Genomic DNA, 25,741 nt, shown 5'->3' on the forward strand with positions numbered 1-25,741 from the left:
ACTGAAAACGACAGACGGGGAACCATACCGACAAACAGTGCGGGAGGAGATTCGCGGGTGCCCTCTTGGCTTCGGGCGGACCGGTCCATTGACTGACCTCGTCCACGCGATCATGTGCGGCGGTGCCGGGACACGGCTGTGGCCCTGGTCGCGGTCGTCCTGCCCCAAGCCCTTCCTGACGCTCGCCGGCGACCGCTCGCTGCTGCAATCGACCGTCGACCGGCTCGACGGATTTTCGATGGCGGTCGAGACGATCGTCCTCGGCAACAGGGATGACCGGGTCGCGATCGCGGAGCACCTGCGCGACACGTCCGGCGCCGCCGAGATCGTCCTCGAGCCGGAGATCCGCGATACCGCCCCGGCGGCCCTGGTGGCGGCGCTGCGGGCGCAGGCCCGGCTTTCCCCCGGCGGGCTCGTTCTGCTGGCACCCGCCGATCACGTCATTGCCGACACGGGCGCCTTCCACGCCGCGATTACCCGCGCGATGCCGGCGGCAAGGGCCGGATATGTCGTGACGTTCGGCATCGGCCCGACGCACCCGGCAACGCGCTACGGCTATATCGAGTACGCAGACGCAGACGCACCGGCGGGCGGCGATGGTGTCTTTCGCGTGCGCAGCTTCCGCGAGAAGCCCGACGAAGCGACCGCGGAAGCCTTCGTAGCGAGCGGGAATTTCCTCTGGAACGCCGGGATCTTCCTGTTCGATCCGGCCGCGCTTCTAGACCAGGCCGAGACGCTGCATCCCGAGATGGTGGCGACCTGCCGGGCAGCCTGCGACAAGGCCAGCCGGGACATCGATTTCCTGCGCCTCGACCCCGAGGCCTATGCGCGGCTCGGGACGATTTCCTTCGACCACGCGTTCGCGGAACGGCTCGGAGACAGGCTCGCCGTCGTCCCCGTGTCGATGGGTTGGTCCGATATCGGCTCGTGGACTGCGCTCTATGAAGCGCGCAGCGAGCAGGCGGAGGCCGGAAACGTGATCGAAGGTCCGGTGGACCTCGTCGATTGCAGCGGCTCCCTCGCCTTCAGCGACGGACCCGCCCTCGTCGCGCGAGGTCTCAGGGACATGGTGGTGGCCGCCAGCCACGGCGCCGTCTTCGTGGCGCCGCGCGCGGAGGCGGACAAGGTCAAGGATATCGTCGCCACGCTCGCGGACGCCGGCAAGAACGACATCGCCCCCCATGACCGGGTGATCAAGCACTGGGGCTGGTACCGGGTGATCGGCCGTGGCGACGGGTTTCAGGTCAAGGAAATCGTCGTCAACCCGGGCGAGCGGCTGTCGCTGCAATCGCACCGGCACCGGGCGGAGCACTGGATCGTCGTTCACGGCACAGCCCGCGCCACCCTTGACGGGGCATGCAGGACGCTGCCGGCGAATACCTGCATCCATATACCGGCGGGCGCGCGCCACCGCCTCGAAAACCCCGGTGAGGCGCCGGTGCACATCATAGAAATACAAACGGGCGCCTATCTGGAGGAAGACGATATCGTCCGTCACGCGGAAAACGACGAGCCGGATTGATATCGCCGGTCGCACGCCGCGGGCGGCTCTACCATTCGAACACGTCACCACCTATCCGAACGCTGTCATCACAGGCGCTCCGCGCTGTCTCCATAGAAGGCCCGAAATCTCGGGATTTCAGAGTGATGGAGGCGGTCCGGCCGGCGCTTCATGCAGCCTGGTGATGCTGTCGACGACCTGCGCCACCTCGGGATCGTCCAGCGGCGGGTGGCAGCGCATCCGGTTCCAGGCGAGCATGAGTTCCAGAGCCACCTCCGGATCGACGCCGTGCCAGAGCAGATGGCCGGTCAGCGACGCGATCGTCGCGTTGCGCTCGCCCTCGCCCACCCCCTCGCGCACGAGCCGGCGCCAGTCGGCGACGGAGCGGCCGACGCGCGCGCCGGTCAGGGCGCCGTACAGCCAGCGCGGCAACGGTGCCGGCGAGATCTCGTCGGGCGAATGCCCCTTGCGCCAGACATACGGATTGCCGGAGGGGTGGATCGACGGCGGGGCGACGATATAGCCGCCGTCGCCACGCAGATCGATCCCCTGTTCAAGCCCCGCGCGGTTTCGAAGCGGCGTCCCCGGATGCGCGAAATACAGGTGACGCCCTCCGCCGCCGCTGATCGCCTCGACCGTCGCCGGCATCGGCCCGTGGCGGCGCTCGAGGCGATCCAGCGAATCGTCGCCGCCATGCTTCGGATCGACATCGATCACGATGAGGTTCGATATCTCGCCGGTGACGATGCCGACATTGGCGTCCGGCCAGCGACGATACCAGCCCGCGACCTGCTCCCTGGTAGGCGGCGTCGTCTGCAGGGCCTCCCATTTGACCAGCGGCCGCTTCTCGCGCGGGCGGACCGGCAGGACCGACCAGCCGCGCGCACGATAGTTCTCGGCGGCCTCGAAGGCGGGCGTCGGTTTCGGATCGTCCGGTTTCGCCATGGCGTCGCTCACTCCGGGCGAGCGATGCTAGCGCCTGTCCGCCCCACAAGGATAGGCTCGCGCGCGGGACCCCGAGGACGCAGGTAAACCGTCTTACCGGAGGGCTCACCGGGCGGATCGCCGTGCTCGCGGCGGGATACGGGCGGGCGCTCCTCGATCTCCCGCAGCAGCTTGCGCCGGAACGCCTCGGCGAAATCACGATAGTCGCGGGCGACCATGACGAAGGCGTGCGCCCCGACGATCACCTCGTCGCGGTAGTAGTCGTCGAGATCGGGCACATCGTTGAGGATCGCGAGGCCGTTGACCGTGATGCCGCGGCCGAGCGCCATGCCGCGCGCGTCGGCAAGGAGCAGCACATTCTCGCGCGGCGGCGTCTCTATCCCGTCCCCCGAGACGTCGACGACCCGGCGAACGCCGGAGATGCCGTTGCGCTCCATCAGACGCATCGCCTCGGCGATCCCCGAGCCGAGGCCGGTGCCGCCGCTGATGAGGCGCGGAAAGGCCTGGATGTGCCGCGCGAACGCCTCAGCATCGGACGGCCCCTCGATGACGTGCCAGTCTCCGGCGTGTTTCGGCAGGCTCGCATCCGCCCAGACGATCGCGGCGATGGCGATGCGTCCGATCGGTCCCGACGCGATCGCGTCGAGCACGTCCCGGTCGCGGATGGCGCTGGCGACACCGCCGACCTGCAGCGAGAACTCGCCGGGATCGACGCTGGCCGACGCATCGATCGCAAGCACCAGTTCCAGATCGACCCTGGTTTCGGCGCGCGCCGGCGGGCCGGGCACGAGGCTTGCCCCCAGAACGACCGCCGCCACGGCAATGAGTCCGGTCCGCATGGCCAGAACAGTGACACGACCGGGCACCACCTGGCCACTCCGCGCCACAGAGGACTTGACCGGAGGCCGCGCTTGGGCTCGGCTCCGTTGCGACAGAACCGAGCCGGACATCGCCATGACATCCAGCAAGAACCACCTGGACCCCGAAACGCTCGCGGCCCAGGCGCTCGGGCGCATCGACCGGGAGACCGGCGCGGTCGTCCCGCCGCTGCACAGCGCCTCGACATTCGCCCGCGACGCGGACTACGCGCTGATAGGCCCGCACATCTACAGCCGGGACAGCGCACCGACGCTCGCCCACGCCGAGGACATCGTTGCGACGCTGGAAGGCGGCGCCGGGGCCCGGGTGTTCGGTTCGGGCCTGGCCGCCTTCGCCGCTCTGACCGAGACGCTTGCGCCGGGCGCCCACGTGGTGGCGCCGCAGGTCATGTATTACGCCGCGCAGGCCTGGCTCAGGCGCCTGGCGGAACGCGAACGCCTCTCGCTCGACCTCTACGACCAGACCGATCCGCAAACGCTCAAGGCGCTGGTGAGGCCGGGACGGACCGAGCTGGTCTGGGTGGAGACGCCGGCCAACCCGACCTGGGACGTGATGGATATCGCCTTCGCAGCGGAGGCCGCGCACTCCGCCGGCGCCATCCTCGGCGTCGATTCCACCTGCGCGCCGCCGCCGACGACCCGGGCGATCTCGCTCGGCGCCGACATCGTGCTGCATTCGGCGACGAAGTACCTGAACGGCCATTCCGACCTGACCGCCGGCGTGCTGGTGACGGCCAAGGACGACGCGCGCTGGGTCGATATCCATGCCGTCCGCAACCTGACCGGCGGCGTCCTGGGCGGCTTCGAAGCCTGGCTGCTGATCCGCGGCATGCGCACGCTGTTCGTCCGCTTCGCCCGCCAGTCGGAGACGGCGCTGGCAATCGCACGGCATTTCGAGGGGCATCCGCGCGTGGCGGGCGTGCTCTATCCCGGCCTCGCCAGCCATCCCGGCCACACGATCGCGGCGAAACAGATGACCGGCGGCTTCGGCGGCATGCTGTCGATCCTGGTCGACGGCGACATCGATACGGCCAGGGCCGTCGCGACGCGAACCAGGGTCTTCGTGCCCGCCACGTCGCTGGGCGGGGTGGAAAGCCTAATCGAGCATCGCCGTTCGGTCGAAAGTCCGGAAAGCACCGTAGCCGATACCCTGTTGCGGCTCTCCGTCGGGCTGGAATCGGCGAACGACCTGATCGCCGATCTGGAGCAGGCGTTGAAAGGCTGAACGGGTCCCGTTTGGTGTATAGGCCGCGCTCGGCTACCATCACGCGATGAGCCGTCCGGACCTGAACGAGATAGCCGAGAAATTGCGCGGCGAACTCGCCGAACTGGAAAGCCTGAGCGAGACGAGCGCGCGATCGCGCGGCACCGTCGTGCTCGATCAGCAGAGCGTCGGCCGGCTCTCCCGGATGGACGCCATGCAGGGACAGGCCATGGCGAAGGCGGCGGAGCAGCGCCGGCGGGGGCGCATCTCGATGATCAAGGCCGCCCTGCAGCGCATCGCGGATGACGCGTACGGGGACTGCGAGGAGTGCGGCGAGCCTATCCCGGCCGGCCGGCTCGCCATCGACCCGACCGTGACGACCTGCGTCGGCTGCGCCTCGGCGCGCTGAGCAGGCGGGCTTGCCGAACCGCGAACAGCCTGTCATCCAGAGCCTGCGTCCGAACCCTCGTCGCCAAGGAACATCCGATGTCGATCGTCGCCACAGTGGAAGAGCTCGAAGCCATCTACGGCCAGCCCAGCGAAGCCTCGATGGTCAAGGAGGTCGACCGGGTCACGCCGCACTACGCCGCCTATATCGCGGCGTCGCCTTTCATGGCACTGGCGACAAGCGGTCCGGAAGGGCTCGACTGCTCGCCGCGCGGCGACAAGCCAGGCTTCGTGCGCATCCACGACGAAAAGACGCTGATGATGCCAGACCGGCGCGGCAACAACCGGGTGGATTCGCTGCGCAACATCGTCCGCGATCCCCGCGTCGGGCTTTTGTTCCTGATCCCGGGGTCGGGCAGCACCCTGCGGGTCAACGGCACCGCCGCCATCTCCACCGATGCGGATCTGCTGGCCTCGTTCGAGATGGACGGCAAGGCACCGCGCACGGTGCTCGTGATCACCATCGAGGCGGTGTACTTCCAGTGCTCGCGGGCGATCGTGCGATCGGAACTGTGGAACCCGGAAAACCACGTCGACCCGAAAAGCCTGCCGAGCGTGGGCACCGTTCTCGCCAGCCTGAGCAGGAACCGCATCGACGGCGACGCCTATGACAAGGACTGGCCGGCGCGGGCCAAGGCCTCCCTGTGGTGAGCCGCCGATAGGCGCGGGTCTCAGATCGCCAGGTATTCCTGGCGCAGGTCGGCATTGTCGAGCACCTCCTGGGCGCCGCCGTCGAAGACGATCTGGCCCATGTCGAGGATCACCGCGCGATCGGCGAGATGCAGCGCGGCGATGGCGTTCTGCTCGACGATGACCGTCGTCAGGCCGTGCGCCTTGATCTGCTCCACGATCTTCTCGATCTCCTGCACGATCACCGGCGCGAGCCCCTCGTAGGGCTCGTCCAGGAGCAGCAGCTTCACCTCGCGGGCGAGCGCCCGGGCGACCGCCAGCATCTGCTGCTCGCCGCCAGACAGCGTGACGCCCTCCTGCTTGCGGCGTTCGGCAAGACGGGGGAAATGCTCGTAGAGCCGCTCAATCGACCAGCCCACCGGCTCGGCGATCTGGGCAAGCTGCAGGTTTTCCTCGACGGATAGGCCGGGAATGATGCGCCGGTCTTCGGGCACCAGGCCGACGCCGGCCCGGGCGGCCTGGAAGGCCGACATCTGGTGAACCGCCTGACCGTCGAGCCAGATCTCGCCCTGCTTCAGCGCCGGGTTGTCGGCGCGGGCGATGGTGCGCAGCGTCGAGGTCTTGCCGGCGCCGTTGCGGCCGAGCAGCGCGACGATCTCGCCCTTGCGGACATGAAATCCGACCCCCTGCACGATGTAGCTTTCGCCGTAATAGGAATGCAGGTCGGTGCAGGAGAAGAAGGCGGGCGTATCGGCGCCGGCTTCGGGGCTCTCGGTCTTCGCGTCAGTCGCTGTCATCACGCTCATCACGTTCACAGGTGCGCCCCCCCGAGATAGGCTTCCTGGACCCTGGGGTCCCCCTTGATATCATCCGGCAGCCCCTCCGCAATAACCGTTCCCTGCGCGAGCACAGTGATCTTGTGCGCGAGCGAGAAGACGACATGCATATCGTGCTCGATGACGATCTTGGTGATGCCGCGCTCGCCGATCTTCTTGAGAAGGTCGATGGTGTTGTTGGTGTCGGCGCGCGACATGCCCGCGGTCGGCTCGTCGAGCAGCAACAGCTGCGGGTCCTGAACCAGGCACATGGCAAGCTCCAGCCGGCGCTTGTCGCCGCGCGACAAGCTGCCCGCGATCATGTCCTTCTTGTCGACGAGCCCGACGTCGTCGAGGACATGCAGGGCCCGGTCGCGAACCTCGCCCTCGGAGCCGACGCTCGCCCAGGCGTTGATCCTGAAGGCGCCGTCCCGGTGGGCGAAGGCGGGGATCATGACGTTCTCGAGCAACGACAGTTCCTCGAAGATCTCGGGCGTCTGGAATACCCGCGACACGCCGATCTGATTGATCTCGTACGGCTTGATGCCCAGCAGCGACTTGCCGTTGAACATCACCGTCCCGGTATCCGGCACGAGGCGGCCGACGAAGCAGTTCAGCAGCGTCGACTTGCCGGCGCCGTTCGGCCCGATGATGGCGTGGACGGAGCCTTCCTCGATATCGAGGGTGACGTTGTTCAGCGCCTGGAGGCCGCCGAAGCGCTTGTTGACATCGTTGACTTGCAGAATGCCCATGACCACCCCCTATTCCGCCGGCGCCGGGACGGCGCCCGCCTTGGAGGTCTCGGCGCCTCCGCCACCGTTGCGGCTGAACAGCGTTCCCAATCGCCGGATGCCCTCCATGATGCCGCCGGGCAGGAAGATGACGATCAGCATGAACAGGACGCCGAGCGTCAGGTGCCAGCCCTCGCCGACGAACAGGGAGGTGACCGACACGAGGAAATTCTCCAGTCCGTCCGGCAGGAACGAGAAGAACGAATGCAGGGTATTGTCGTTGAAGGCGGAGAAGATGTTCTCGAAGTATTTGATCAGCGCGGCGCCGAGGAAGGGGCCGAGCAGCGTGCCGGCGCCGCCGAGGATAGTCATCAGCACCACCTCGCCCGAGGCGGTCCACTGCATGCGTTCCGCACCGGCCAGCGGGTCGGTGACGGCGAGCAGCGCGCCGGCGAGCCCGGCGTACATGCCCGAGATGATGAAGGCGGCGAGCGTGTAGGGGCGCGTGTTGAGGCCGGTGTAGTTCATCCGGTTCTGGTTCGACTTGACAGCCTTCAGCATCATGCCGAAGGGCGAGCGGAAGATCCGAACCGAGATGAAGAAGGCCACGATCAGGATGATCGCGCAGAAGTAGAACCCCTGGTATCCGGTCAGCTCGATGCCGAAGACGTCGGCGAGCAGCACGCCCTGCGGCTCGGCGCGTCCGAACAGGCGGTCGAACAGCCGCGGATCGCTGTTGAGCACGCGCAGGCCCGTCTCGCCGTTGGTGATCGGGGTGAGCACCGAATAGGCGAGGTTGTAGGACATCTGCGCGAAGGCGAGCGTCAGGATCGAGAAATAGATGCCCGCCCGGCGCAGGCTGACATAGCCGATCGCCAGCGCGAACAGGCCGGCGAACACGATGCTCATCAGCACGGCGGGAATGGCGTTCATGCCGAGCAGCTTGAACGTCCACACCGCCGTATAGGAGCCGACGCCGAGGAAGGCCGCGTGCCCGAAGGAGAGGTATCCGGTCAGGCCGAACAGGATGTTGAAGCCGATGGCGAAGATGCCATAGATCGCGAATTTCTGCAGCAGGTCGGGATAGCCCGCGCCGATCGGCGTCAGCCAGATCGGCATGGTCAGCACGGCGGCGGCGAACCCCAGCACCAGTCCCGTGTCCCGCATGGTCGAAGCCTTGTCGTTCATTTGTCTTCGGGCTCCGTTCTCAGGTTTCCATCACGCCCTTGCGGCCCATCAGACCGCGCGGGCGCACCAGCAGCACGACCACCGCCACCAGGTAGATGATGATCTGGTCGATGCCGGGGAAGATCGCCTTGACCTCGTTCATCGAGGCGAAGGACTGGAGGATGCCGAGCAGGAAGCCGGCGGCGACGGCGCCGCTGAGCGAGCCCATGCCGCCGACGACGACCACGACGAAGGACAGGACGAGGAAGTCCATACCCATGTGGTAGTCGGGCGAGAGGATCGGCGTGTACATGACGCCGGCAAGACCGGCGACGATGGCGGCCAGCGCGAACATGACGGTGAAGCGGCGGTCGATGTCGATTCCGAGCAGGCCGACGGTGTCCCGGTCGGCCATGCCGGCGCGGACGACCATGCCGAAGGTGGTGTACTGCAGGAAGGCGAAGACACCGCCGATCACGGCGAGGGAAAAGAACAGGTAGACCATGCGCCACCAGGGATAGACGACGGCGCCGGGATCGAGCCCGATCATGGCGCCGAAGTCGATCATGCCGCGCAGCGCCTCGGGCGCGGGCTGGGGGATCGGATTGGCGCCGAACCAATGCTTGATGATCTCCTGCAGGACGATCGCGAGGCCGAAGGTGACGAGAATCTGCTCGGCGTGCGGCCGCTTGTAGAAGAAGCGGACGAGGCCGCGCTCCATCACCAGCCCGACGACGAGCATGACGGGAATGGCGAGCAGGATGGAGACGGGAACCGAGAAATCGATCAGCGTCGCGCCGAAATCGCCGAACCACGTCTCGATATACGGGGTCCGAACTTCCAGCGGCGTGCCCCAGGCCGTGGTCTGGCTGGGGTCCAGCGTCACCTTTTCCAGCGTGAACAGCTTGTGGACCGTCACGGCGCAGAAGGCACCGAGCATGAACAGCGCGCCGTGGGCGAAATTGACCACCCCGAGCGTGCCGAAGATCAACGTCAGGCCGAGAGCGATCAGCGCGTAGGCGCCGCCCTTGTCGAGCCCGTTGAGTATCTGAAGCAGTATCGCATCCATTGCCCGCACCCGTCCCCGCCGATATCGAGCGGGTCTGTCAATTGCGCGTGGCCGGCCGGATCAGGCCCGAAGGCGAAAACCCGGCCGGCAGTGCCCCATGGCGTGAGGCCAGATCAGGCGCCCGCGTTGCAGGCACCGAGCTCGCCACCGAAGATCGCCGGGTCGTACGTGACCTGCTCGGTCGGCACTTCCTCGACGACTTCCAGCAGGTCGAACTGCGAGGTCGGGTTTTCCTTGCCCTTCACGACCAGAACCTTCTTGAAGCACTGGTGGTCGGCGGCACGATAGAGCGTCGGACCGTTGCCCGTGCCATCGAACTCGAAGCCTGCCAGGGCTTCGCCGATGCCGCATGGATTGAAGGTGCCGGCACGCTCGGCGGCGTCCGCGTAGAGCAGCGTCTGGACGTAGCAGGTGTGCGCGGCCTGCGACGGCGGGAAGCCGTATTCCTGGCCGAACGACTTGACGAAGGCCTTCGAGCCCTCGTCCTGCAGCGACCAGTGCCAGTTCGTCGTGCCGAAGATGCCCTTCACGTTCTCGCCCGCGCCCTGCGCCATCAGACGCGAATAGAGCGGAACGACGATGGCGAAGTCCTTGCCGTTGACCTGCTTGTCGCGCAGACCGAACTGGACCGCCTGGGTCAGCGAGTTGACCATGTCGCGGCCGTAGTGGTTCAGGATCAGCACGTCTGCGCCGGAGTTCAGAACCGGCGTGATGTACTGCGAGAAATCGCCCGCGCCCAGCGGCGTGCGGACCGCCTCGACAGTGGTCCAGCCGAGATTCTCGGTCGAGTTCTTGATCGACTCCTCCTGGGTCCAGCCCCAGGTGTAGTCGGCGGTCAGGTGATAGGCCTTGCGGTCGGCGCCGTAGGCCTTCTCGAGAACCGGGGCGAGCGCGGCGCCGGACATGTAGGCGTTGAAGAAGTGGCGGAAGCCGTTGGCCCGCTTGTCCTTGCCAGTGGTGTCGTTGGAGTGGGTCAGACCGGCCATGAAGATGACGCCGGCCTCCTGGCACAGCGACTGCACGGCGATGGCGACGCCCGACGACGACCCGCCGGTGATCATGATGGCGCCGTCCTTCTCGATCATACGCTTTGCCGAGGCGCGCGCGGCGTCCGACTTCGTCTGCGTGTCGCCGGTGACGAACGCGACCTTCTTGCCGAGCACGCCGTTCCCCTTCAGCGACAGCGGCTTCATGGTGGTCAGCATGCCGCCGTCGCCCTCACCGTTGAGGTGCTTGACGGCGAGCTGGTAGGCGCGCAGTTCGTCGGCTCCCTCGTCGGCATAGGCCCCGGTCTGCGGGACATTGAAGCCGAGGGTGACGGTGCCGCCGGTCGGCTCGTTCAGGTAGGCGGCACGGGACGCGCTGGTGAAGATCGTCGGCAGGGCAAGGCCGGCACCGACGGCGACGGAGCTCTTCAGGAGCGTGCGCCGATTGATGTTCTTGAGACCGCTCATATGGGGTTCTCCCTAAAGATGGTTTTTTTAATCCGCATTCATGGTGAGTGTTCTCACTCGCACATGACGCTGGCGCATTTTTGAAAAGAACACAATAAGCCATTGATCTAACGCAAGCATTATGTAAAATTCCTCCACTTCGCTTTCGCAAAAAAGTAAAAATTTTACATCGCAGCGCAGCAAGAGCCGGCATTTCCCAGTGTTTCCAACGCGGAAGCCGACCGGCGCGGGACGGACGAGCATGGCGACGACCATCGTGGGGCTGAAGATCCGGGAAACGCGGCGCGCGCTCGGCCTGTCGCAATCCGAGCTCGCGCGGCGGATGGGCATATCGCCGGCCTATCTGAACCTGATCGAGTTCTCGAAGCGGCGGATCGGCGGCGCGCTGCTGGAGAAGGCCGCCGACTGCCTGAACCTGTCCCCGTCCGATCTCGACGGCGCGTCCGAGCTGCGCCTCGTCAACGAGCTGCGGGAAATCGCCGCGGACCCGGCGTTACAGCCTGCCGGACCGGGCGCGGAGACAGTCGAGGCCTTCATCGGGCGGTTTCCCGAATGGGCGGGGACCGTGGCGCAGATCTACCGCAGCGACCGTTCGAACCGGGACCTGGCGACGGCCCTGTCCGACCGGCTCACGCACGACCCCTATCTCGGCGATATCGTCCACCAGATGCTGACGCACATCTCTGCCGTCCGTTCGACCGCGGAGATCCTCGACGAGATCGCCGATATCTCACCGGAGCGGCGCGCCCGCTTCCACCGCGCGCTGGCGGTCGAGAGCCACCGGCTCACCGACGTCGCCCAGGCGCTCGCCGGCTATTTCGACACGGCGCACGAGACCGGACGATCGGTCACGCCGGTGGAGGAGATCGAGACGTTCCTGCTCGGCCGGGAGAACCGCTTCGCCGAGATCGAAGCGGCTGCCGAGGGCGCACGGGCCACGATCGCGCGCGACGGCATCCTGCGCGACACCGAGATGATCGCCGCGCTGGAGCGGCTCGGCTACACGATCGTCCGCGACGACGATCCAGGAACCGGCGCGGATAGCGCGCGGACGTTGCGACTGCCGCTCGGCACGGCGCCCGCGACGGTGATGGACCGCCTCGCAGCGGCGATCGTCGCCGAACGCCTGTCGGCGCCGATCGAGGCGGTGCTGGTCGCACAGCCGGACGGCACGGGCGCGGTGGCGCGGCTGCACATGGCGGCAATCCTGAAGACCTATGCGATCGACGCGCTTCTGCTGCCGGCGGGGCCGTTTCGCGATTCCGCCGCGCGCGTGCGGTACGACATCGAGGCGCTGGGACGGACCTGGGGCACCGGGTTCGACCGCATATGCCGCCGCCTGACCGCGACAACCGGGCAGGATGGCGGGCCGCGCTTCGCCTACATGGCCTGCAATGCCGCGGGCCACACGATCGATCGCCGCCCGCTTATCGACCTACCGTTTCCGCGCCATGGCGCGGCATGCCCGTTGTGGGCGATCTACCGGTCGTTCGCCAAGCCGGACGTGGCCACGCGGCAGGTGGCGGCCTTTCCGGACGGCAAGAAGGTGTTGTTCGTGGCGCGCGCGCGCAGGACCGGCCCTGTCGGGTTCGACCAGCCCGACATCCATGTCGCCGACATGATCGCGATTGCCGCCGAGCAGGCCGGCGCGACCGTCTATGGCGACGGCCTCGATCTCGGCACGCGCGGCAAAGCCGAACCGGTCGGCATGAACTGCCGCATCTGCACGCGGAGCGGATGCGAACACCGGACGGACGACCCGCTGGTCGGGCGACTGCGGGACTGAGCGCCCCTCCCCCCCGGGGATATGAACCCGCGCCGCGCCCCGAAATACGCGGCCCCTCATACGAATTGCCCGGTCGCGTTCCGCCGACCGGGCGTCGTAGTCTCGGACCAAGAATCAAAACCAGCGCAGCGAACGTGTCTGGGGCAGGAAGGGACACAACCGCGGCGAAACAAAACCGATTACGAAGGGGGAAACGGGCCTTTGCCCAGGCACGTGCTGATCGTCGAAGACGAAGAGAATATCGTCGAGTCGCTGTCGTTTCTGTTGGAGCGGGAGGGTTTCGAGGTGACGTCGGTGCTCGACGGCGCGCAGGCGCTGGATCGCATCGAGGAAGGCCATCCGGATCTGCTGATCCTCGACGTCATGCTGCCCGGGATCGACGGTTTCGAGATCCTGCGGACGATCCGGGCGAACGCGGCGCTGAAAGCGCTGCCGGTGGTGATGCTGACGGCGAAGATGCAGCAGCAGGACCGCCGTACCGCCGAGGCCATCGGCGTCAACGCCTTCGTGACCAAGCCGTTCTCGAACGCCGAAGTGGTTTCGATCGTGAAGAGCCTGGCGCCGTGACCAACGACCGCGACCCGGATCTGGAACGCCGGCGGTTTTCCGACGCGGCGATGGTGTTGCCCTTCGCCGGTGTGTTCCTGCTGATGCCGCCGTTCATACAGATCTTCGCCACCGACTCCGCGCTCGCAGGCATCCCGCTCATCGTCCTCTATCTGTTCGCGGTGTGGTTCGCGCTGATCCTGATCGCGTGGCGGCTCGCCGGCCCGCTGCGCCGCGCCATGCAGACCGCCCCCCACAGCACAAGCGAAACCGCTCCCCCGGAGGCGTGATGCTTTCGGCCAATCTGCTCCTCTTCGTTTCCCTGTCCTACGTCGCGCTGCTGTTCCTGGTCGCCTTCGTCGTCGACCGCCGCGCCCAGCGCGGCCGGATCGGCTGGCTGCAGTCGCCGCTCGTCTACACGCTGTCGATCTCGATATACTGCACGTCCTGGACGTTCTACGGCGCCGTCGGATCGGCGGCCCGCAACGGCCTCGAGTTCGCCACCATCTATCTCGGGCCCACGCTGGTCTTCGTCGGCTGGTGGTGGATCCTGCGCAAGCTCGTCCGCATCGGACGGGTGCACAGGATCACGTCGATCGCCGACCTGATCTCGTCGCGTTTCGGCAAGAGCCCGACGCTGGCCGTGTTCGTGACGCTGATCGCGGTGATCGCGACCACGCCCTACATCGCGCTGCAGCTCCAGTCGGTGACGACGAGCTTTCGCGTGATCATCGGCAATACGGAGGGCGACGGGCTGAACGACGGCGTCATCGCCTTCTGGGTCGCGGCCGGCATGGCACTCTTCACCATCCTGTTCGGCACCCGCAACGTCACCGCGAACGAACGCCACCACGGCGTCGTCGCCGCGATCGCGGTCGAGGCACTGGTCAAGCTGTTCGCCTTCATCGCCGTCGGCCTGTTCGCCATCTACGGCATCTCCGGCGGGATCGGCGACATCTTCAGCCGGGTATCGCCGGAACTGCTGCACGCCAACGACGTGTTCGGCAGCCGCTGGGTCGCCCTGACCTTCCTGTCGGCGACCGCGATCATCTGCCTGCCGCGCCAGTTCCAGGTGACGGTGGTCGAGAACGTCGACGAGAAGCATCTGGCGACGGCATCGTGGCTGTTCCCGCTCTATCTCGTGCTTCTGTCTATCTTCGTGCTGCCGATCGCGGCGGCCGGCCTGACGCAGATGCCCGAAGGCTCGAACACTGACATGTTCGTGCTTACGCTGCCCCTTTCCGCGGGCCAGGAGGGGCTTGCCACCTTCGCCTTCATCGGGGGTTTTTCTTCGGCGACCTCAATGGTGATCGTCGCGGCGATCGCGCTGTCGACGATGGTGTCGAACCACATCGTCATGCCGGTGGCGCTGAAGGTGTCGCAAGCCGACTACTACACCAGCGGCGACGTGCGCCGGCTGCTGCTGAGAAGCCGCAGGATCAGCATCGCCGGGATCCTGATGCTCGGTTTCATCTACTTCCGCCTGACCGGCGGATCGGAAGGGCTCGCCTCGATCGGCCTCATTGCGTTTGCCGGCATCGCCCAAGTGCTGCCCGGGGCGGTCGGCGGCGTCATGTGGCGGGGCGCGACGCGCTACGGCGCGCTGGCCGGCATGACCGCCGGGTTCGCCGCCTGGGCCTACATGCTGCTGATCCCGAGTTTCCGCGCCGAGTTCGACTTCGTCCAGTCACTGGTCCTGCACGGGCCATTCGGCATCGGCCTGCTTCGGCCAGAGGCCTTTCTCGGCCTGACCATCGACGACCCTCTGGTCCATGCGCTGTTCTGGAGCATCGCGGCGAACACGGCGCTGTTCGTCTTCGTCTCCCTGGTGACCCGGCCGACGCCCCTGGAGCGGCTGCAGGGGGCGCTGTTCGTGGACGTGTTCCGGATGCGGCCGGGAGAGCCGCCGCGCGTCCTGCATCGCACCGCGCCGGTCGAGGATCTGTTCGTCCTGGCGCAGCGCATTCTCGGCGCAGAACCGGCACGCCTCTTGTTCGCGGACATCGCCCGCGCCCAGGGCCTGCGCAGCGGCCTGCCAGTCGCCGACGACGCCTTCGTGTCGCGGCTTGAACGCGAGCTCGCGGGTTCGGTCGGCGCGGCATCGGCCCACGCGATGGTCTCGCAGGTCGCCGGCGGCGGCACGATCAGCCTGACCGAACTGATGAAGATCGCCGACGAGACGGCGCAGATCCTCGAGTACAGCCAGCAGCTGACCGAGAAATCGGCGGAACTGGAGAGCACCGCGCGGCAGTTGCGGGTGGCCAATACCAAGCTGCAGACGTTGTCGGCGCAGAAGGACGACTTCCTGTCGCAGGTCAGCCACGAACTGCGCACGCCGATGACGTCAATTCGCTCGTTCTCCGAGATCCTGCTGGAGACGCCGGACGTCAACAGCGCGCAGGCGAAGCGGTTCCTGACGATCATCAACGAGGAATGCCTGCGGCTCACCAAGCTGCTCGACGAGATCCTCGACCTGAGCTTCCTGGAAAGCGGCAAGGTGTCCTGGACCCTGGTTCCGGTGGATGCCGATGCCGCGCTCGAGCGGGCGCTCGCGTCGATCTCCGTGCTGGCCGAGAAGAACGGGGTGCAGGTTCTCGCCGACGCGCGGGCGAAGGACGTGACGGTGATGGCCGATTTCGGCCGCCTCACCCAGGTGTTCCTGAACGTTTTGAACAACAGCGTGAAATACAATACGTCCGCCGCGCCGCGCATCGAGGTGACAAGCCGCCGCGAGAACGGAACCTACGTCGTGTCGATCGCCGACAACGGACCGGGCATCCCCGACAGCGACAGCGAGATGATCTTCTCGAAGTTCGGCCGCGGCGGCGGGCGCCAGGACGTCGGCTCGAGCGGCCTCGGATTGTCGATCAGCCGCGAGATCCTGCGCAAGTTCAACGGCGACGTAATCCTGAAACCGGGCGGCGGACCCGGCGCGACCTTCGAGATCCGGTTGCCGGCGGAACGGAAAACCAGGTGACGGGCGCCGACCGGCTGGTGCCGGCGACATCGAACCGGCCGGCACAAAGGCACCGGCAAGGACCACCCGCGATCGACAGACGTGATTGACGGCGGCCAAATAAAAACGACAGGCTGCCGAGTCATACCTAAAGTAACGGCCGTGCTATTCTGGCCTCGCGTTCAATCGCCAAAGCCGAAAACGGCATTAGACAAGGGAGGACCTCATGACACTGATCGTTCCGACACGCAGCGTCGTCCTGGCCGGCGCGCTGGCCTGTATTACGTTCGCCATGCCGGCGCTCGCCTTCGAGCCGAGCAATCCCGAATGCATCGCCCCGGCCAACCCGGGCGGCGGCTGGGACTTCACGTGCCGGCAGGTGGGCAAGACGATGCAGGATCTGGGCGCCGTCCCCGGCACCGTGCAGGTCACCAACCTGGCGGGCGGCGGCGGCGGCGTCGCGTTTGCCGAAGTCGTCAACAAGCGCAACGACGACGACAACCTGATCGTCGCCGCCTCATCCGCGACGGCGACCAGGCTCGCCCAGGGCGCCTTTCCCGGCAACACCATGGATCAGGTGCGCTGGCTGGCCAGCGTCGGCGCCGACTACGGCATCATTGCGGTCGCCAAGGACAGCCCGATCAATACGCTTCCCGAGCTGATGGACCAGATCAAGGCCGACCCGCGCTCGGTCTCGATCGCCGGCGGCTCCGCAGTCGGCGGATGGGACCACCTCAAGGTCCTGCTCGCCGCGAAGAGGGCGGGGATCGACGACGTCCGCTCGATCAAGTACGTCGCCTTCGACGGCGGCGGCGAGGCGGTGACGCAGCTTCTCGCCGGCTCGGTCCAGGCCTTCACCGGCGATGCCTCCGAAGCCAAGGGCTTCGTCGATTCCGGCGACATCAAGGTGATCGCCGTCCTGGCCCCGGACCGGCTCGAGGGCGACTTCGCCAGCTTCCCGACGGCCAAAGAGCAGGGCATCGACGTGATCGGCGCCAACTGGCGCGGCTTCTACGGCCCGGGCGGCATGTCACCCGACGCGTACGACTATTGGGTCGCGGCGATCGGCAAGGTCTACGATTCCCAGGAATGGAAGGACGTCATGGCACAGAGCGGCCTGGCGCCCCTCAACCTGCGCGGACCGGCGTTCAACGAGTTCGTCGCCCAATCGGTTGCCGAAATCCAGGACCTGTCGCGCGAGATCGGCCTGATCAAGTAGTCCGACCGGATCGCAGGCGGCTGTCGGCTATCGGCTATCGACTATCAACTGTCGGGCGCCGCCTGCGGCCCGAAACAAATCGACAAGTGGCGCACGGGACGGCGCCACGGGAGGGAACCATGAGCGACCGCATCCTCGGCGCGGCCGGCCTTGCGGTGGCGATCTTCTACATCTGGAGCGCCACCCTGATCGAACTGAGCTTTATCTCGGACCCGGTGGGCCCGCGCACGTTCCCGATCATCATCGGCGTGCTGCTGGGGCTGGCGAGCATCGTCATCCTGCTGCGTCCCGATGCCGAGCCGCACTGGCCCTCAATTGGCCGCTTCGCCGAGATCGCCGGCGCGGTGGTCGTCATGGTCGCCTACGCGCTGCTGCTGCCGGTGGCCGGCTTCGTGATCGCGACCGCCGGCGCCTCGGCGGTGCTGACCTGGCGGCTGGGCACCGCGCCGCTCTACGCCGTGATCGCGGGGATCCTGACATCGCTGGGGATCTACGCCGTCTTTCACCTCGTCCTCGGCCTGACGCTGGCCCGCGGACCGCTCGGTTTCTGAAGGTCGCAGACAATGGACACGCTTGCCCTCCTGGCGGACGGATTCGGCATCGCGCTGACATGGCAGAACCTGGCGCTGGCGCTGATCGGCTGCTTCCTCGGCTCCGTGATGGGGGCGCTGCCGGGCCTCGGTCCGGCGAACGGGGTGGCGATCCTGATCCCTCTTGCCTTCTCCCTCGGCCTCGATCCGGTCGCGGCAATGATCCTGCTGACCTCGGTCTATTACGGCGCCATGTATGGCGGCCGGATCTCGTCGATCCTGCTCAACATTCCCGGCGACGAGCCGGCCCTGATGACGACGCTCGACGGCTACCCGATGGCGGTGCAGGGCCGGGCCGGCGAGGCCCTGGCGATTTCCGGCGTCGCGTCCTTCGTCGGTGCCTTCCTCGCCACCTGGGGCCTGGTCTTCCTGGCGCCGCTCCTGGTCAAGGTGGCGCTGCTGTTCGGCCCGGCGGAGTATTTCGCGCTGTTCGCGCTCGCCTTCGCCACGCTCGGCGGCATCGCCGCGCAGAACCAGGCAAAATCGGCCTTTGCCGCCGCGCTCGGCCTCGGCATCGCCATGGTCGGCGTCGACGGACAGACCGGCGTGCCGCGGCTGACCTTCGGCGAGGTGCACCTTTACGACGGCATCGACTTCCTGGTCGCCATCGTCGGGCTGTTCGCGCTGTCCGAAGTGTTCATCTTCCTCGAGCACAGGGGCGAGGGCTCCGGCAAGGGCAAGGCGGCCGAGGTCGGGATCGGCCGCATCGTCCCGCCGCTGGCGCTGCTGAAATCCTGTACGCCGACGATGCTGCGGTCGTCCTTCCTGGGTTTCGTCGCCGGGGTGCTGCCGGGCGCGGGCGCCTCGCTGGGCTCGTTCATCTCCTATTCGATCGAGAAGCGGCTGGTGGACCGCGACGGCCGGTTCGGAAACGGCGACCCGCGCGGTGTCGCGGCGCCCGAGGCCGGCAACAACGCCGCCGCCGGCGGCGCGCTGGTGCCAATGCTGGCGCTCGGCGTGCCCGGATCGGGAACCACGGCGGTGCTGCTGGCCATGCTGCTGGCGCTCAACATCACGCCGGGCCCGCTGCTGTTCCAGAACAATCCCGACGTGGTCTGGGGGCTGATCGCCGCGCTGTTCATCGGCAACTTCATGCTGCTGGCGATGAACATCCCGATGGTGGGGCTGTTCGTGCGGGTACTGCTGGTGCCGCCGCGGATCCTGATGCCGGTGGTGGCGATGGTCTCCTTCGTCGGTATCTACGGCATCTCCGGCTCCACCTTCGATCTCCTGGTGATGATCGTGTTCGGCGTCCTGGGCTGGCTCTTGCGAAAGCTCAACGTGCCGCTGGTGCCGGTGATCCTCGGCGTCCTGCTGGGCAACCTGATGGAGGCGAACCTGCGCCGGGCCCTGACGATCTCGGACGGGGACTGGAGCGCGCTGCTGGCCTCGCCGCTGTCGATCGGCCTGTGGCTGATCGCGGTCGTCGGCTTCGTCCTGCCGGTCTTCCTTGCCCCCCTCCTGCGCCGCCGCATGGCGATGCGCAAGGACGAGGAGGGAAGCATCGTCGACTGAGCGGGCGTTAAAGGGCGGTCGGCACGCTCATCGCCGATCTGCAACCCCGCTTCTCGTAGCAGCTCAGCAATCCGGCGGTATCCGTAGCGTCCGTATTGCCGGGCCAGTTCGATCGTGTCGGCACCAGACGTTCCTCGTCTGCACGTCCTTTCGGGCAGTGCCGTTGGGTGGACCGGTGCCGGCCGAGAACCTGACAGGCCCGCCGCTCCGACACCGCCAGTCGCGCCCGGACACGGTCGATGCAGGCGCGCTGACACCAGGGGCTCGGTAATTTCCCCGTGCAGCCTCGGTCAGGACCAGCTTGTCCAGCGTCAGATCAGAGACTGCCTTGCGCAGACGCTCGTTTGATTATTGAAGCCGTTTGAGTTCCCGAAGTTGGTCGGTTCCCATAGCCCCAAAGTGCTTTCGCCATCGGTACCAGGTCTGCTCGGTAATGCGAACCTCCCGGATCACATCCACACGCGTTATTCCCTGTCCGACAAGCACATCAACCTGCCCTAGCTTCGTGACAATCTCTTCCGGCTTGTGTCCTTTGTTCGTCATCTCGGGTCCTCCGTGTTCTAAACATAACGGTGGACCAATTCGGTCGGGGAGGCTCAAGTACTCAGGGCTGGCTCACGGGCAAAACGCGCCTGGCGGTGCAAATTCGGGTCCGCGGGCGCATTCATAGGCGCTGGCACGAAACACTGCTGGTTCCCCGCTGCCCGTCGAAAACGACGCCAATCTCTCCCAAATCGCAGCAACCGAATCATCGAGCAAGCCATCCCACCGATAGGCGGCGTCCAGACCTTCATCCTGTCCGAGGTTGACTTCGATGACCGCTTCGATCGCCCAGTCGGGAATCTTCGGCTCGGACGGTGCCATGTCCGTCTCGATGTTGTCGATCTCGCCCAGCAGCAGATTGGTGGCTGTCACCGGTGCAACGACATTGCCCGACGTGTCCGGCCATGGACCTTGGGAAACGGCGCCGACAGGTTCCATTTCTCCCCACGCAGCGGCGGTTTCGATACTCGGCCGCGCGTCGAGACAGGGTGAACCAAGGCACACTTCGCCTTGTGCCGCCTGCATCCCCATTTCCATGCGCCCGGCGGCCATGATCATGGCCCGATTGCCCATGACCGGCCGGGTAACCAGCCGCCATCCCACATGTGGGCCCACCCCGAATTCTTCCTCGCCCGCTACGTGTTCCTCACCGAGCGCACCAATGAGATCGTGGCGAATGGCTGGTCCGAGATTGAAGCGGACCACTTCGATATAGCTGATTGGGAGGGGAGCCGCGCTCGGCGGGGCGTCGATCCAGTTGGTCCCATAGCGGATTCGATAACGTACGCTTTCCAGCCCATGTTCCGACATGTCGAGGGCAATAACGGCCAACGGCATCGGACCGATGTCGGCAGCAGGCAAAAAGGCCGATTGCGGGCTGGCGTGGGAAAGGGCTTTGTTGATTTCATCCCATAACCGGTCCGGCTCCACCGCAGCGTAGCCGCCCTCGTTGACGAACTGCGCGGATGGATCGGCATGGACGGTAAATGGAGCAAGTCCTGTCATTACCGCCATCCCTGAGAGCAGGGCAATTGCAGTTGAGGTTTTCATCATGCCTCCGGAACTGTGCAAACGCAGGTCGGTTCACTGTACTGCTTGCCTTACGCCACATCGCTGATGGCGCGGCCGAGCACCGCCTGAGTGAAGAGGTTAAGATTGCGGAATTCGTAGCGACCGGGTTCGTCAGGCTGGGTGAAGGCCGGGGTGAACCCGAAAGAGACTGCCACGCTCAAGGGAAGGCATGGCAAGGTCTTGATCGTGGCCCCGACGGATCGTCCGAGACTGACATCTCACATCGCTTCGTTTTCTTTTCCTGGCGCCGCTCAGCCCGCGAGATGAAGCGCGGTGTCGAAGGTCCCCTCGACCGTGATGCAGTCCTCGGTATCGAGTTCAGACATTGCGCTTTCGCGCTTGCACACAACCGCGGAGAACGCGCCGCGTGCGCTGCCCTTTTCGCCCTCAATAGCCAAGGTCTCTACGGTAACGGAGGCGTGGGCGGGGTCCTCGTCGCTGACGTAGAAGTTCCGCATCCCTTCGGGAAAATAACTCACCGACGCGTCGGCGCCCGATGCGTCGGACCCGCTGACCGGACCGAAGTCGACACTCAGCACACCACGCATAATGCTCTCGGCTTCAGGGTCGTGCGCCTGGATAGACACCATGCGGATGGGGCCGAAGCTGCGGATTTCCGCCGTGGCTGTGCCTTCCGAGGGGACATGCAAGGTCTCGCCGCGATAGGACACGCCGTCGATGGTGGCCTCAACCGTGCCGATGGGCACCGTTGTCTGCGCCCATGCCGCGCCCGAAAGAAAAGGAAATGCAAGAACGGTCCAGGCAAACAGCCCGAACAGCCTTGGTGATGATGTCATGGTCCCTGTCCGTTGGTTCTGGTGGTGCCGGTGTTCGTTGCGGCAGGCTCTAGCACCGGCGCCGGGACGCCGCCCCATCCGTTCGGACGGGGCGTCGCCGAAACTTGAGCGATAGAGTGGAAACTGACCTGTGTGAGCCGAACGAGGTGGCTTCATGGGCGCATGCCCTGGGTTCAATGAGGACAGAAACAGCGACCATCGGGGGACCGGATGGCCGTGCAGGGTTTCTTTCGCGCCCGGGCCCGTGCTCGGCATGCCGTGTCGGCCGGGACCAACCGGCAGGCCGATCAGAGTGCGCTCGTACTAGAGCGCGTCCTGTTTAAATCGGGTCATCTCCTGCGGCCTTGAAGTAGTTGGAGCATTCGGTTGGGGTGAAGAGGTCGAGCATCGATCCGACCGTGTTCCACAGTGCGGCGATGGTGCGCTCGGCCTTTTGGTCGTGGCAGCACCTTGAGCTTGGCGAAGGCGTTCTCGATGGGATTGGAGTCGGGACTGTAGGGCGGCAGGGAGAGCAGGCTTGCCCCTGCAGCCTCGATCGCGTGGCGAACGCCGGCGGCCTTGTGGGCGGGCAGGTTGTCCATCACGACGGCATCGCCCTTTGACAGGGTCGGGACCAGAACCTGCTCGACATAGGCCAGGAACACGTTGCCGCTCATGGCGCCGTCGTAGACAAAGGGCGCCGTCATGCCTTCCTCCGACGCCTTCAGGACATGTGACCGAAGGTCCCCGCTCAGGGCTCTTCCCATAGTCCACCTCCATCAAGGTGGATATTGAATCATCCCAAACCACGTCGTCGCATCACGATCGATTCATCGATCACCAGACGCGCTCTAGCGCGCTAATAAGGCACTAACAGCCTATCCGTGCCCGCCTTTTGCCGCCCGAATTGCTGACGTGCGGCGCGCCCGAGCAACTACGGACTACGGAGAGAGTGTGTAAGCGGAGACTGCGGAGAGATCAGGAGAGATCAGGAGAATGGTGCCCAGGGGCGGAATCGAACCACCGACACTGCGATTTTCAGTCGCATGCTCTACCAACTGAGCTACCTGGGCGTTCCATGCTGATCCGCGCGGCGCGTGCGCCGAAGCGGTCAAGGGGAAGCGGGCGGTTTATAGGCAATCCGATAGCGGCTGTCCAGCGTGGCCATCACATTGCCGCGATGCTTTTTCGCCGCCGCCGGATCGCTCAGGCCTGCCCGTAGGGTTCGCCTTCCGTCGGCGGACCGCCATCCTCGTCCTCATCCTCGACGACGGGGATCGCGTAGGCCCCGGAAAGCCAGCGGTTGAGGTCGATATTGGCGCAGCGGCGCGAGCAGAACGGACGGTGCTCGGTCACCGTCGGCTCGCCGCAGATCGGGCATGTCTGTGTGCGGGTTGTCCCCACCGTAACCTTGCGTTCGCTCACCGCGCCGGTCCTTCAACTGTATTTCAGGGTGATCCCGCCATCGACGACGAGCTCGATGCCGGTGACGTATCTGGCCTCGTCGCTCGCCAGATAGAGCGCCGCGTTGGCGACGTCCCAGGCGTCGCCCATGTGTCCCATCGGCACCTGAGCGTCGCGCACGCGCCACATCTCCTCGACATCGCCCTCGCCGTAGCGCGCGGCCAGCCCGGCCGAGCTCTCCACCATCGGCGTCTTCATCAGGCCCGGCAAAACCGCGTTCACGCGGACCTTGTCGGGGGCGTACTGGACCGCGGTCGTCCGGGTCAAGTGATTGAGCGCGGCCTTGGTCGCGTAATAGGTGGCATACGGCACGCCGGTGTAGCGGATCGCCGCGATCGACGAGATGTTGACGATCGAACCCCCGCCCTGGCGCACCATGTGGGGAATCGCCTCCTTCATGGCAAGGAAGGCGCTTTTCAGGTTGATGTCGAAGACCCGGTCCCATTCGGCTTCGGGCAGCTCGACCACGCCGCCGACCTCGGCGATGCCGACATTGTTGTCGAGGATGTCGATCCGGCCCCACTCGCGCATGACCGCCTCGACGGTGGCGCGCACGTCCGCGTGGTCGGCGACGTCGCAGGCGACCGCCTTCGCCGCCCCGCCTTCGCCGCGGATGATGTCGGCGGTCTCCCGCGCCGCATCGGCATTGATGTCGGCGCAGAGCACGCTGGCGCCCTCGCGCGCGAACAGGACGGCGGTCGCCTTGCCGTTGCCCCAGCCCGGGCCGACGGAGCCCGCTCCCATAACCAGCGCCACCTTGCCTTCCAGCCGTCCAGCCATCGCACCCCTCCCTGGGATATCCTGCTTGGCGAAGACTAGCGGCTGACGGCTGCATGCAACAATACGCATCCGCCACAGGGGCAGGCGGCGGGGCGAACGCCGCGCGACGCCGCACGCACCCCGGCGGCTCAGCCTTTGCGGCGCGTATCGTCCTGCTGACGCAGCTCGGTCTTGAGGATCTTCCCGTAATTGTTCTTCGGCAGCGCGTCGACGAAAACGTAGTCCTTCGGCCGCTTGAAGCGGGCGATGCTGTCCAGGCACAGCCGGTCGAGCTCGGGCGCGCCGGCCTCGCCGACCACGTAGGCGACGACGATCTCGCCCCAGTCCGGGTCCGGGCGGCCGATCACGGAGACCTCGCGCACACCCGAATGGGTCAGGAGCACCTCCTCGATCTCGCGCGGATAGATGTTGGAACCGCCGGAGATGATCATGTCCTTGGACCGGTCCTTGAGCGTGACGAAGCCGTCTTCGTCCATCGCGCCGACGTCGCCAGTGTGCAGCCAGCCGTTTCGCAGCGTCTCGGCGCTCGCCTCAGGGTTCCGCCAGTAGCCGGGGACAACGCAATCGCCGCGAATGAGCACCTCGCCGGTCTCGCCGACGGCAAGCGGCTCGTCGTTGGCACCGGCGACGCGAACCTCGCAGGCGGAATTGGCGAGCCCGGCCGAGCCGATGCGTTCGAGCCAGCGCGGATGCGCGCGGTCGGCGATGATCGCCTTCGACAGGACGGTGCCCGTCATCGGCGATTCGCCCTGGCCGAAGATCTGCGCAAGCCGCGGCCCGAACCGGTCGAGCGCCTTCTTCACGTCCTCGACATACATCGGCGCGCCGCCCCATACGAGCGTGCGCAGGCCCGAGGGGTCGACGTCGCCGCCATGGTCGACCATGCGCTTGATCATGGTCGGGGCGGCGAACATCGAGGTGCCGGGACGCGCCTCGATCAGCCGGAAGATCTCGTCGGGTTCGAAGCCGCCCGATTCCGGCACCGCATTGAGCGCGGCGCAGCAGACATGCGGCATGATGTAGATGCCGGAGCCGTGGCTCATCGGCGCCGAATGCAGGATCGTGTCGGTCGGCTTCGTCGGGTCGACATCGACGAGATAGCCGAAGGTCATGGCAGCAATGTTGCGATGGGTGATCATCGCCCCCTTCGGCCGGCCGGTGGTGCCCGAGGTGTAGAACAGCCAGGCCAGCGCGTCCGGACCGGCGTCGCTCAGCGGGCCGCCCTCGTCGCGGAACAGGCCCTCGTATTCCGGCGACCCGATCTCGATCAGGTGCTTGAGGCCGTCGGGACGGTGCGCGGCAATCGTCTCGGCTTCCTTTGCGGAGGCGAAGCAGACGGTGGCGCCGGCATTGACCAGCATCCAGGCGAGTTCGGCGCCGTGCAGCTTGGCGTTGGCCGGAACCGCGGCAAAGGCGCCCCACCAGATGCCGAACATGCACTCGACATAGTGCGGGCCGTTCCTGGCGACGATGGCGACACGGTCTCCGGGCGCAAGGCCGAGACGCGCCAGCCCGGCGGCGAGCCGCGAGGCCCGGTCCGTCAACGCCGCATAGTCCTGGTGGATCGTGGTGCCGACGGCGACCGCCGGATTGTTCGGGAAGCTCCTACCGGCCCGGGCCAGCCATGCCGCTACGTTCATCCTGCCTCCGACCG

23 protein-coding genes, 1 tRNA gene and 2 pseudogenes are annotated in these 25,741 nt (G+C 66.4%); 11 read left to right on the plus strand and 15 right to left on the minus strand.

The window, feature by feature from the left end:
* The first annotated feature begins 88 nt into the window (after positions 1–88).
* The gene (locus MUB46_RS01455) at positions 89–1,522 is read left to right on the plus strand and encodes a mannose-1-phosphate guanylyltransferase/mannose-6-phosphate isomerase (protein WP_261614083.1); all 1,434 of its coding nucleotides are present in this window, start codon (positions 89–91) and stop codon (positions 1,520–1,522) included.
* Between the two features lie 117 nt (positions 1,523–1,639).
* Here MUB46_RS01455 and MUB46_RS01460 read toward each other — a convergent pair whose 3' ends face one another.
* Positions 1,640–2,446 carry a bifunctional DNA primase/polymerase gene (locus MUB46_RS01460; RefSeq protein ID WP_261614084.1) on the minus strand — a complete coding sequence of 269 codons (807 nt, stop codon included), beginning with the start codon at positions 2,444–2,446 and terminating at the stop codon, positions 1,640–1,642.
* 8 nt (positions 2,447–2,454) lie between these two features.
* Positions 2,455–3,315, minus strand: a complete 861-nt coding sequence (locus MUB46_RS01465; protein ID WP_261614085.1) for a DUF1194 domain-containing protein — start codon at positions 3,313–3,315, stop codon at positions 2,455–2,457.
* An 85-nt stretch (positions 3,316–3,400) separates the two neighbouring features.
* Between MUB46_RS01465 and MUB46_RS01470 the strand changes: the two genes are divergently transcribed.
* From MUB46_RS01470 to MUB46_RS01480, 3 genes are all read left to right on the plus strand, one after another.
* A complete protein-coding gene (locus MUB46_RS01470) occupies positions 3,401–4,549 on the plus strand; it encodes a trans-sulfuration enzyme family protein (protein WP_261614086.1) in 1,149 nt (382 codons plus the stop codon).
* A 46-nt stretch (positions 4,550–4,595) separates the two neighbouring features.
* Entirely contained in the window at positions 4,596–4,937 is a 342-nt protein-coding gene (locus MUB46_RS01475; protein WP_261614087.1) for a TraR/DksA family transcriptional regulator, read from the plus strand.
* 77 nt (positions 4,938–5,014) lie between these two features.
* Positions 5,015–5,626: a pyridoxamine 5'-phosphate oxidase family protein gene (locus MUB46_RS01480; protein ID WP_261614088.1), complete on the plus strand. Its 612-nt coding sequence runs from the start codon at positions 5,015–5,017 to the stop codon at positions 5,624–5,626.
* A gap of 20 nt (positions 5,627–5,646) precedes the next feature.
* Here MUB46_RS01480 and MUB46_RS01485 read toward each other — a convergent pair whose 3' ends face one another.
* The 5 genes from MUB46_RS01485 to MUB46_RS01505 all read right to left on the minus strand — a co-directional run bounded on the left by MUB46_RS01485 (position 5,647) and on the right by MUB46_RS01505 (position 10,841).
* Entirely contained in the window at positions 5,647–6,411 is a 765-nt protein-coding gene (locus MUB46_RS01485) for an ABC transporter ATP-binding protein (RefSeq protein WP_425256206.1), read from the minus strand.
* A 5-nt stretch (positions 6,412–6,416) separates the two neighbouring features.
* Positions 6,417–7,172: an ABC transporter ATP-binding protein gene (locus MUB46_RS01490; RefSeq protein WP_261614090.1), complete on the minus strand. Its 756-nt coding sequence runs from the start codon at positions 7,170–7,172 to the stop codon at positions 6,417–6,419.
* Between the two features lie 9 nt (positions 7,173–7,181).
* Entirely contained in the window at positions 7,182–8,339 is a 1,158-nt protein-coding gene (locus MUB46_RS01495; protein ID WP_425256207.1) for a branched-chain amino acid ABC transporter permease, read from the minus strand.
* A gap of 19 nt (positions 8,340–8,358) precedes the next feature.
* On the minus strand, positions 8,359–9,387 hold the full coding sequence (locus MUB46_RS01500; RefSeq protein ID WP_261614091.1) for a branched-chain amino acid ABC transporter permease: 1,029 nt from the start codon (positions 9,385–9,387) through the stop codon (positions 8,359–8,361).
* A 113-nt stretch (positions 9,388–9,500) separates the two neighbouring features.
* A complete protein-coding gene (locus MUB46_RS01505; protein ID WP_261614092.1) occupies positions 9,501–10,841 on the minus strand; it encodes a substrate-binding protein in 1,341 nt (446 codons plus the stop codon).
* A gap of 241 nt (positions 10,842–11,082) precedes the next feature.
* Here MUB46_RS01505 and MUB46_RS01510 point away from each other — a divergent pair, with 241 nt between their 5' ends.
* The 7 genes from MUB46_RS01510 to MUB46_RS01540 all read left to right on the plus strand — a co-directional run bounded on the left by MUB46_RS01510 (position 11,083) and on the right by MUB46_RS01540 (position 19,453).
* A complete protein-coding gene (locus MUB46_RS01510) occupies positions 11,083–12,627 on the plus strand; it encodes a helix-turn-helix domain-containing protein (protein ID WP_261614093.1) in 1,545 nt (514 codons plus the stop codon).
* A 201-nt stretch (positions 12,628–12,828) separates the two neighbouring features.
* Entirely contained in the window at positions 12,829–13,194 is a 366-nt protein-coding gene (locus MUB46_RS01515; RefSeq protein WP_261614094.1) for a response regulator transcription factor, read from the plus strand.
* A complete protein-coding gene (locus MUB46_RS01520) occupies positions 13,191–13,463 on the plus strand; it encodes a hypothetical protein (protein WP_261614095.1) in 273 nt (90 codons plus the stop codon). Before MUB46_RS01515 ends, MUB46_RS01520 begins: the two co-directional genes overlap by 4 nt.
* Entirely contained in the window at positions 13,463–16,150 is a 2,688-nt protein-coding gene (locus MUB46_RS01525) for a sensor histidine kinase (protein WP_261614096.1), read from the plus strand. The genes MUB46_RS01520 and MUB46_RS01525 overlap by 1 nt, the downstream gene beginning before the upstream one ends.
* A 271-nt stretch (positions 16,151–16,421) precedes the next feature.
* Complete coding sequence (locus MUB46_RS01530; RefSeq protein WP_315902701.1) at positions 16,422–17,348, plus strand: Bug family tripartite tricarboxylate transporter substrate binding protein; 927 nt, start codon at positions 16,422–16,424, stop codon at positions 17,346–17,348.
* A 119-nt stretch (positions 17,349–17,467) separates the two neighbouring features.
* Positions 17,468–17,899 carry a tripartite tricarboxylate transporter TctB family protein gene (locus MUB46_RS01535; RefSeq protein ID WP_261614098.1) on the plus strand — a complete coding sequence of 144 codons (432 nt, stop codon included), beginning with the start codon at positions 17,468–17,470 and terminating at the stop codon, positions 17,897–17,899.
* A 12-nt stretch (positions 17,900–17,911) separates the two neighbouring features.
* Entirely contained in the window at positions 17,912–19,453 is a 1,542-nt protein-coding gene (locus MUB46_RS01540) for a tripartite tricarboxylate transporter permease (protein ID WP_261614099.1), read from the plus strand.
* Between the two features lie 19 nt (positions 19,454–19,472).
* Here the strand turns inward: MUB46_RS01540 and MUB46_RS01545 are convergent.
* The 8 genes and pseudogenes from MUB46_RS01545 to MUB46_RS01580 form a co-directional block, all read right to left on the minus strand.
* Positions 19,473–19,996, minus strand: a pseudogene (locus MUB46_RS01545) (transposase); the annotation flags it as partial.
* Positions 19,997–20,068: 72 nt separating this feature from the next.
* The gene (locus tag MUB46_RS01550; protein WP_261614100.1) at positions 20,069–21,046 is read right to left on the minus strand and encodes a hypothetical protein; all 978 of its coding nucleotides are present in this window, start codon (positions 21,044–21,046) and stop codon (positions 20,069–20,071) included.
* Positions 21,047–21,318: 272 nt separating this feature from the next.
* Positions 21,319–21,864 (minus strand): hypothetical protein, encoded by a 546-nt coding sequence (locus MUB46_RS01555; protein WP_261614101.1) that lies wholly within the window; start codon positions 21,862–21,864, stop codon positions 21,319–21,321.
* Between the two features lie 319 nt (positions 21,865–22,183).
* Positions 22,184–22,553, minus strand: a pseudogene (locus MUB46_RS01560) (transposase); the annotation flags it as partial.
* 287 nt (positions 22,554–22,840) lie between these two features.
* Positions 22,841–22,916 (minus strand) — tRNA-Phe (locus tag MUB46_RS01565).
* 133 nt (positions 22,917–23,049) lie between these two features.
* Complete coding sequence (gene yacG / locus MUB46_RS01570; protein ID WP_261614102.1) at positions 23,050–23,268, minus strand: DNA gyrase inhibitor YacG; 219 nt, start codon at positions 23,266–23,268, stop codon at positions 23,050–23,052.
* Between the two features lie 12 nt (positions 23,269–23,280).
* Positions 23,281–24,087, minus strand: a complete 807-nt coding sequence (locus tag MUB46_RS01575) for an SDR family NAD(P)-dependent oxidoreductase (protein WP_261614103.1) — start codon at positions 24,085–24,087, stop codon at positions 23,281–23,283.
* A gap of 128 nt (positions 24,088–24,215) precedes the next feature.
* Positions 24,216–25,727 (minus strand): AMP-binding protein, encoded by a 1,512-nt coding sequence (locus MUB46_RS01580; protein WP_261614104.1) that lies wholly within the window; start codon positions 25,725–25,727, stop codon positions 24,216–24,218.
* Positions 25,728–25,741: the final 14 nt, after the last annotated feature.

Origin of the sequence: Microbaculum marinisediminis, assembly GCF_025397915.1 — a bacterium.
In the GTDB taxonomy this organism is placed as follows: domain Bacteria; phylum Pseudomonadota; class Alphaproteobacteria; order Rhizobiales; family Tepidamorphaceae; genus Microbaculum; species Microbaculum marinisediminis.

Coding starts and splice junctions, on each gene's coding strand:
- MUB46_RS01460 (WP_261614084.1), bottom strand. CDS start 2,446: ATGGCGAAACCGGACGATCCGAAACCGACGCCCGCCTTCGAGGCCGCC.
- MUB46_RS01470 (WP_261614086.1), top strand. CDS start 3,401: ATGACATCCAGCAAGAACCACCTGGACCCCGAAACGCTCGCGGCCCAG.
- MUB46_RS01475 (WP_261614087.1), top strand. CDS start 4,596: ATGAGCCGTCCGGACCTGAACGAGATAGCCGAGAAATTGCGCGGCGAA.
- MUB46_RS01480 (WP_261614088.1), top strand. CDS start 5,015: ATGTCGATCGTCGCCACAGTGGAAGAGCTCGAAGCCATCTACGGCCAG.
- MUB46_RS01485 (WP_425256206.1), bottom strand. CDS start 6,411: ATGAGCGTGATGACAGCGACTGACGCGAAGACCGAGAGCCCCGAAGCC.
- MUB46_RS01490 (WP_261614090.1), bottom strand. CDS start 7,172: ATGGGCATTCTGCAAGTCAACGATGTCAACAAGCGCTTCGGCGGCCTC.
- MUB46_RS01495 (WP_425256207.1), bottom strand. CDS start 8,339: ATGAACGACAAGGCTTCGACCATGCGGGACACGGGACTGGTGCTGGGG.
- MUB46_RS01500 (WP_261614091.1), bottom strand. CDS start 9,387: ATGGATGCGATACTGCTTCAGATACTCAACGGGCTCGACAAGGGCGGC.
- MUB46_RS01505 (WP_261614092.1), bottom strand. CDS start 10,841: ATGAGCGGTCTCAAGAACATCAATCGGCGCACGCTCCTGAAGAGCTCC.
- MUB46_RS01510 (WP_261614093.1), top strand. CDS start 11,083: ATGGCGACGACCATCGTGGGGCTGAAGATCCGGGAAACGCGGCGCGCG.
- MUB46_RS01525 (WP_261614096.1), top strand. CDS start 13,463: ATGCTTTCGGCCAATCTGCTCCTCTTCGTTTCCCTGTCCTACGTCGCG.
- MUB46_RS01530 (WP_315902701.1), top strand. CDS start 16,422: ATGCCGGCGCTCGCCTTCGAGCCGAGCAATCCCGAATGCATCGCCCCG.
- MUB46_RS01535 (WP_261614098.1), top strand. CDS start 17,468: ATGAGCGACCGCATCCTCGGCGCGGCCGGCCTTGCGGTGGCGATCTTC.
- MUB46_RS01540 (WP_261614099.1), top strand. CDS start 17,912: ATGGACACGCTTGCCCTCCTGGCGGACGGATTCGGCATCGCGCTGACA.
- MUB46_RS01550 (WP_261614100.1), bottom strand. CDS start 21,046: ATGAAAACCTCAACTGCAATTGCCCTGCTCTCAGGGATGGCGGTAATG.
- MUB46_RS01555 (WP_261614101.1), bottom strand. CDS start 21,864: ATGACATCATCACCAAGGCTGTTCGGGCTGTTTGCCTGGACCGTTCTT.
- MUB46_RS01575 (WP_261614103.1), bottom strand. CDS start 24,087: ATGGCTGGACGGCTGGAAGGCAAGGTGGCGCTGGTTATGGGAGCGGGC.
- MUB46_RS01580 (WP_261614104.1), bottom strand. CDS start 25,727: ATGAACGTAGCGGCATGGCTGGCCCGGGCCGGTAGGAGCTTCCCGAAC.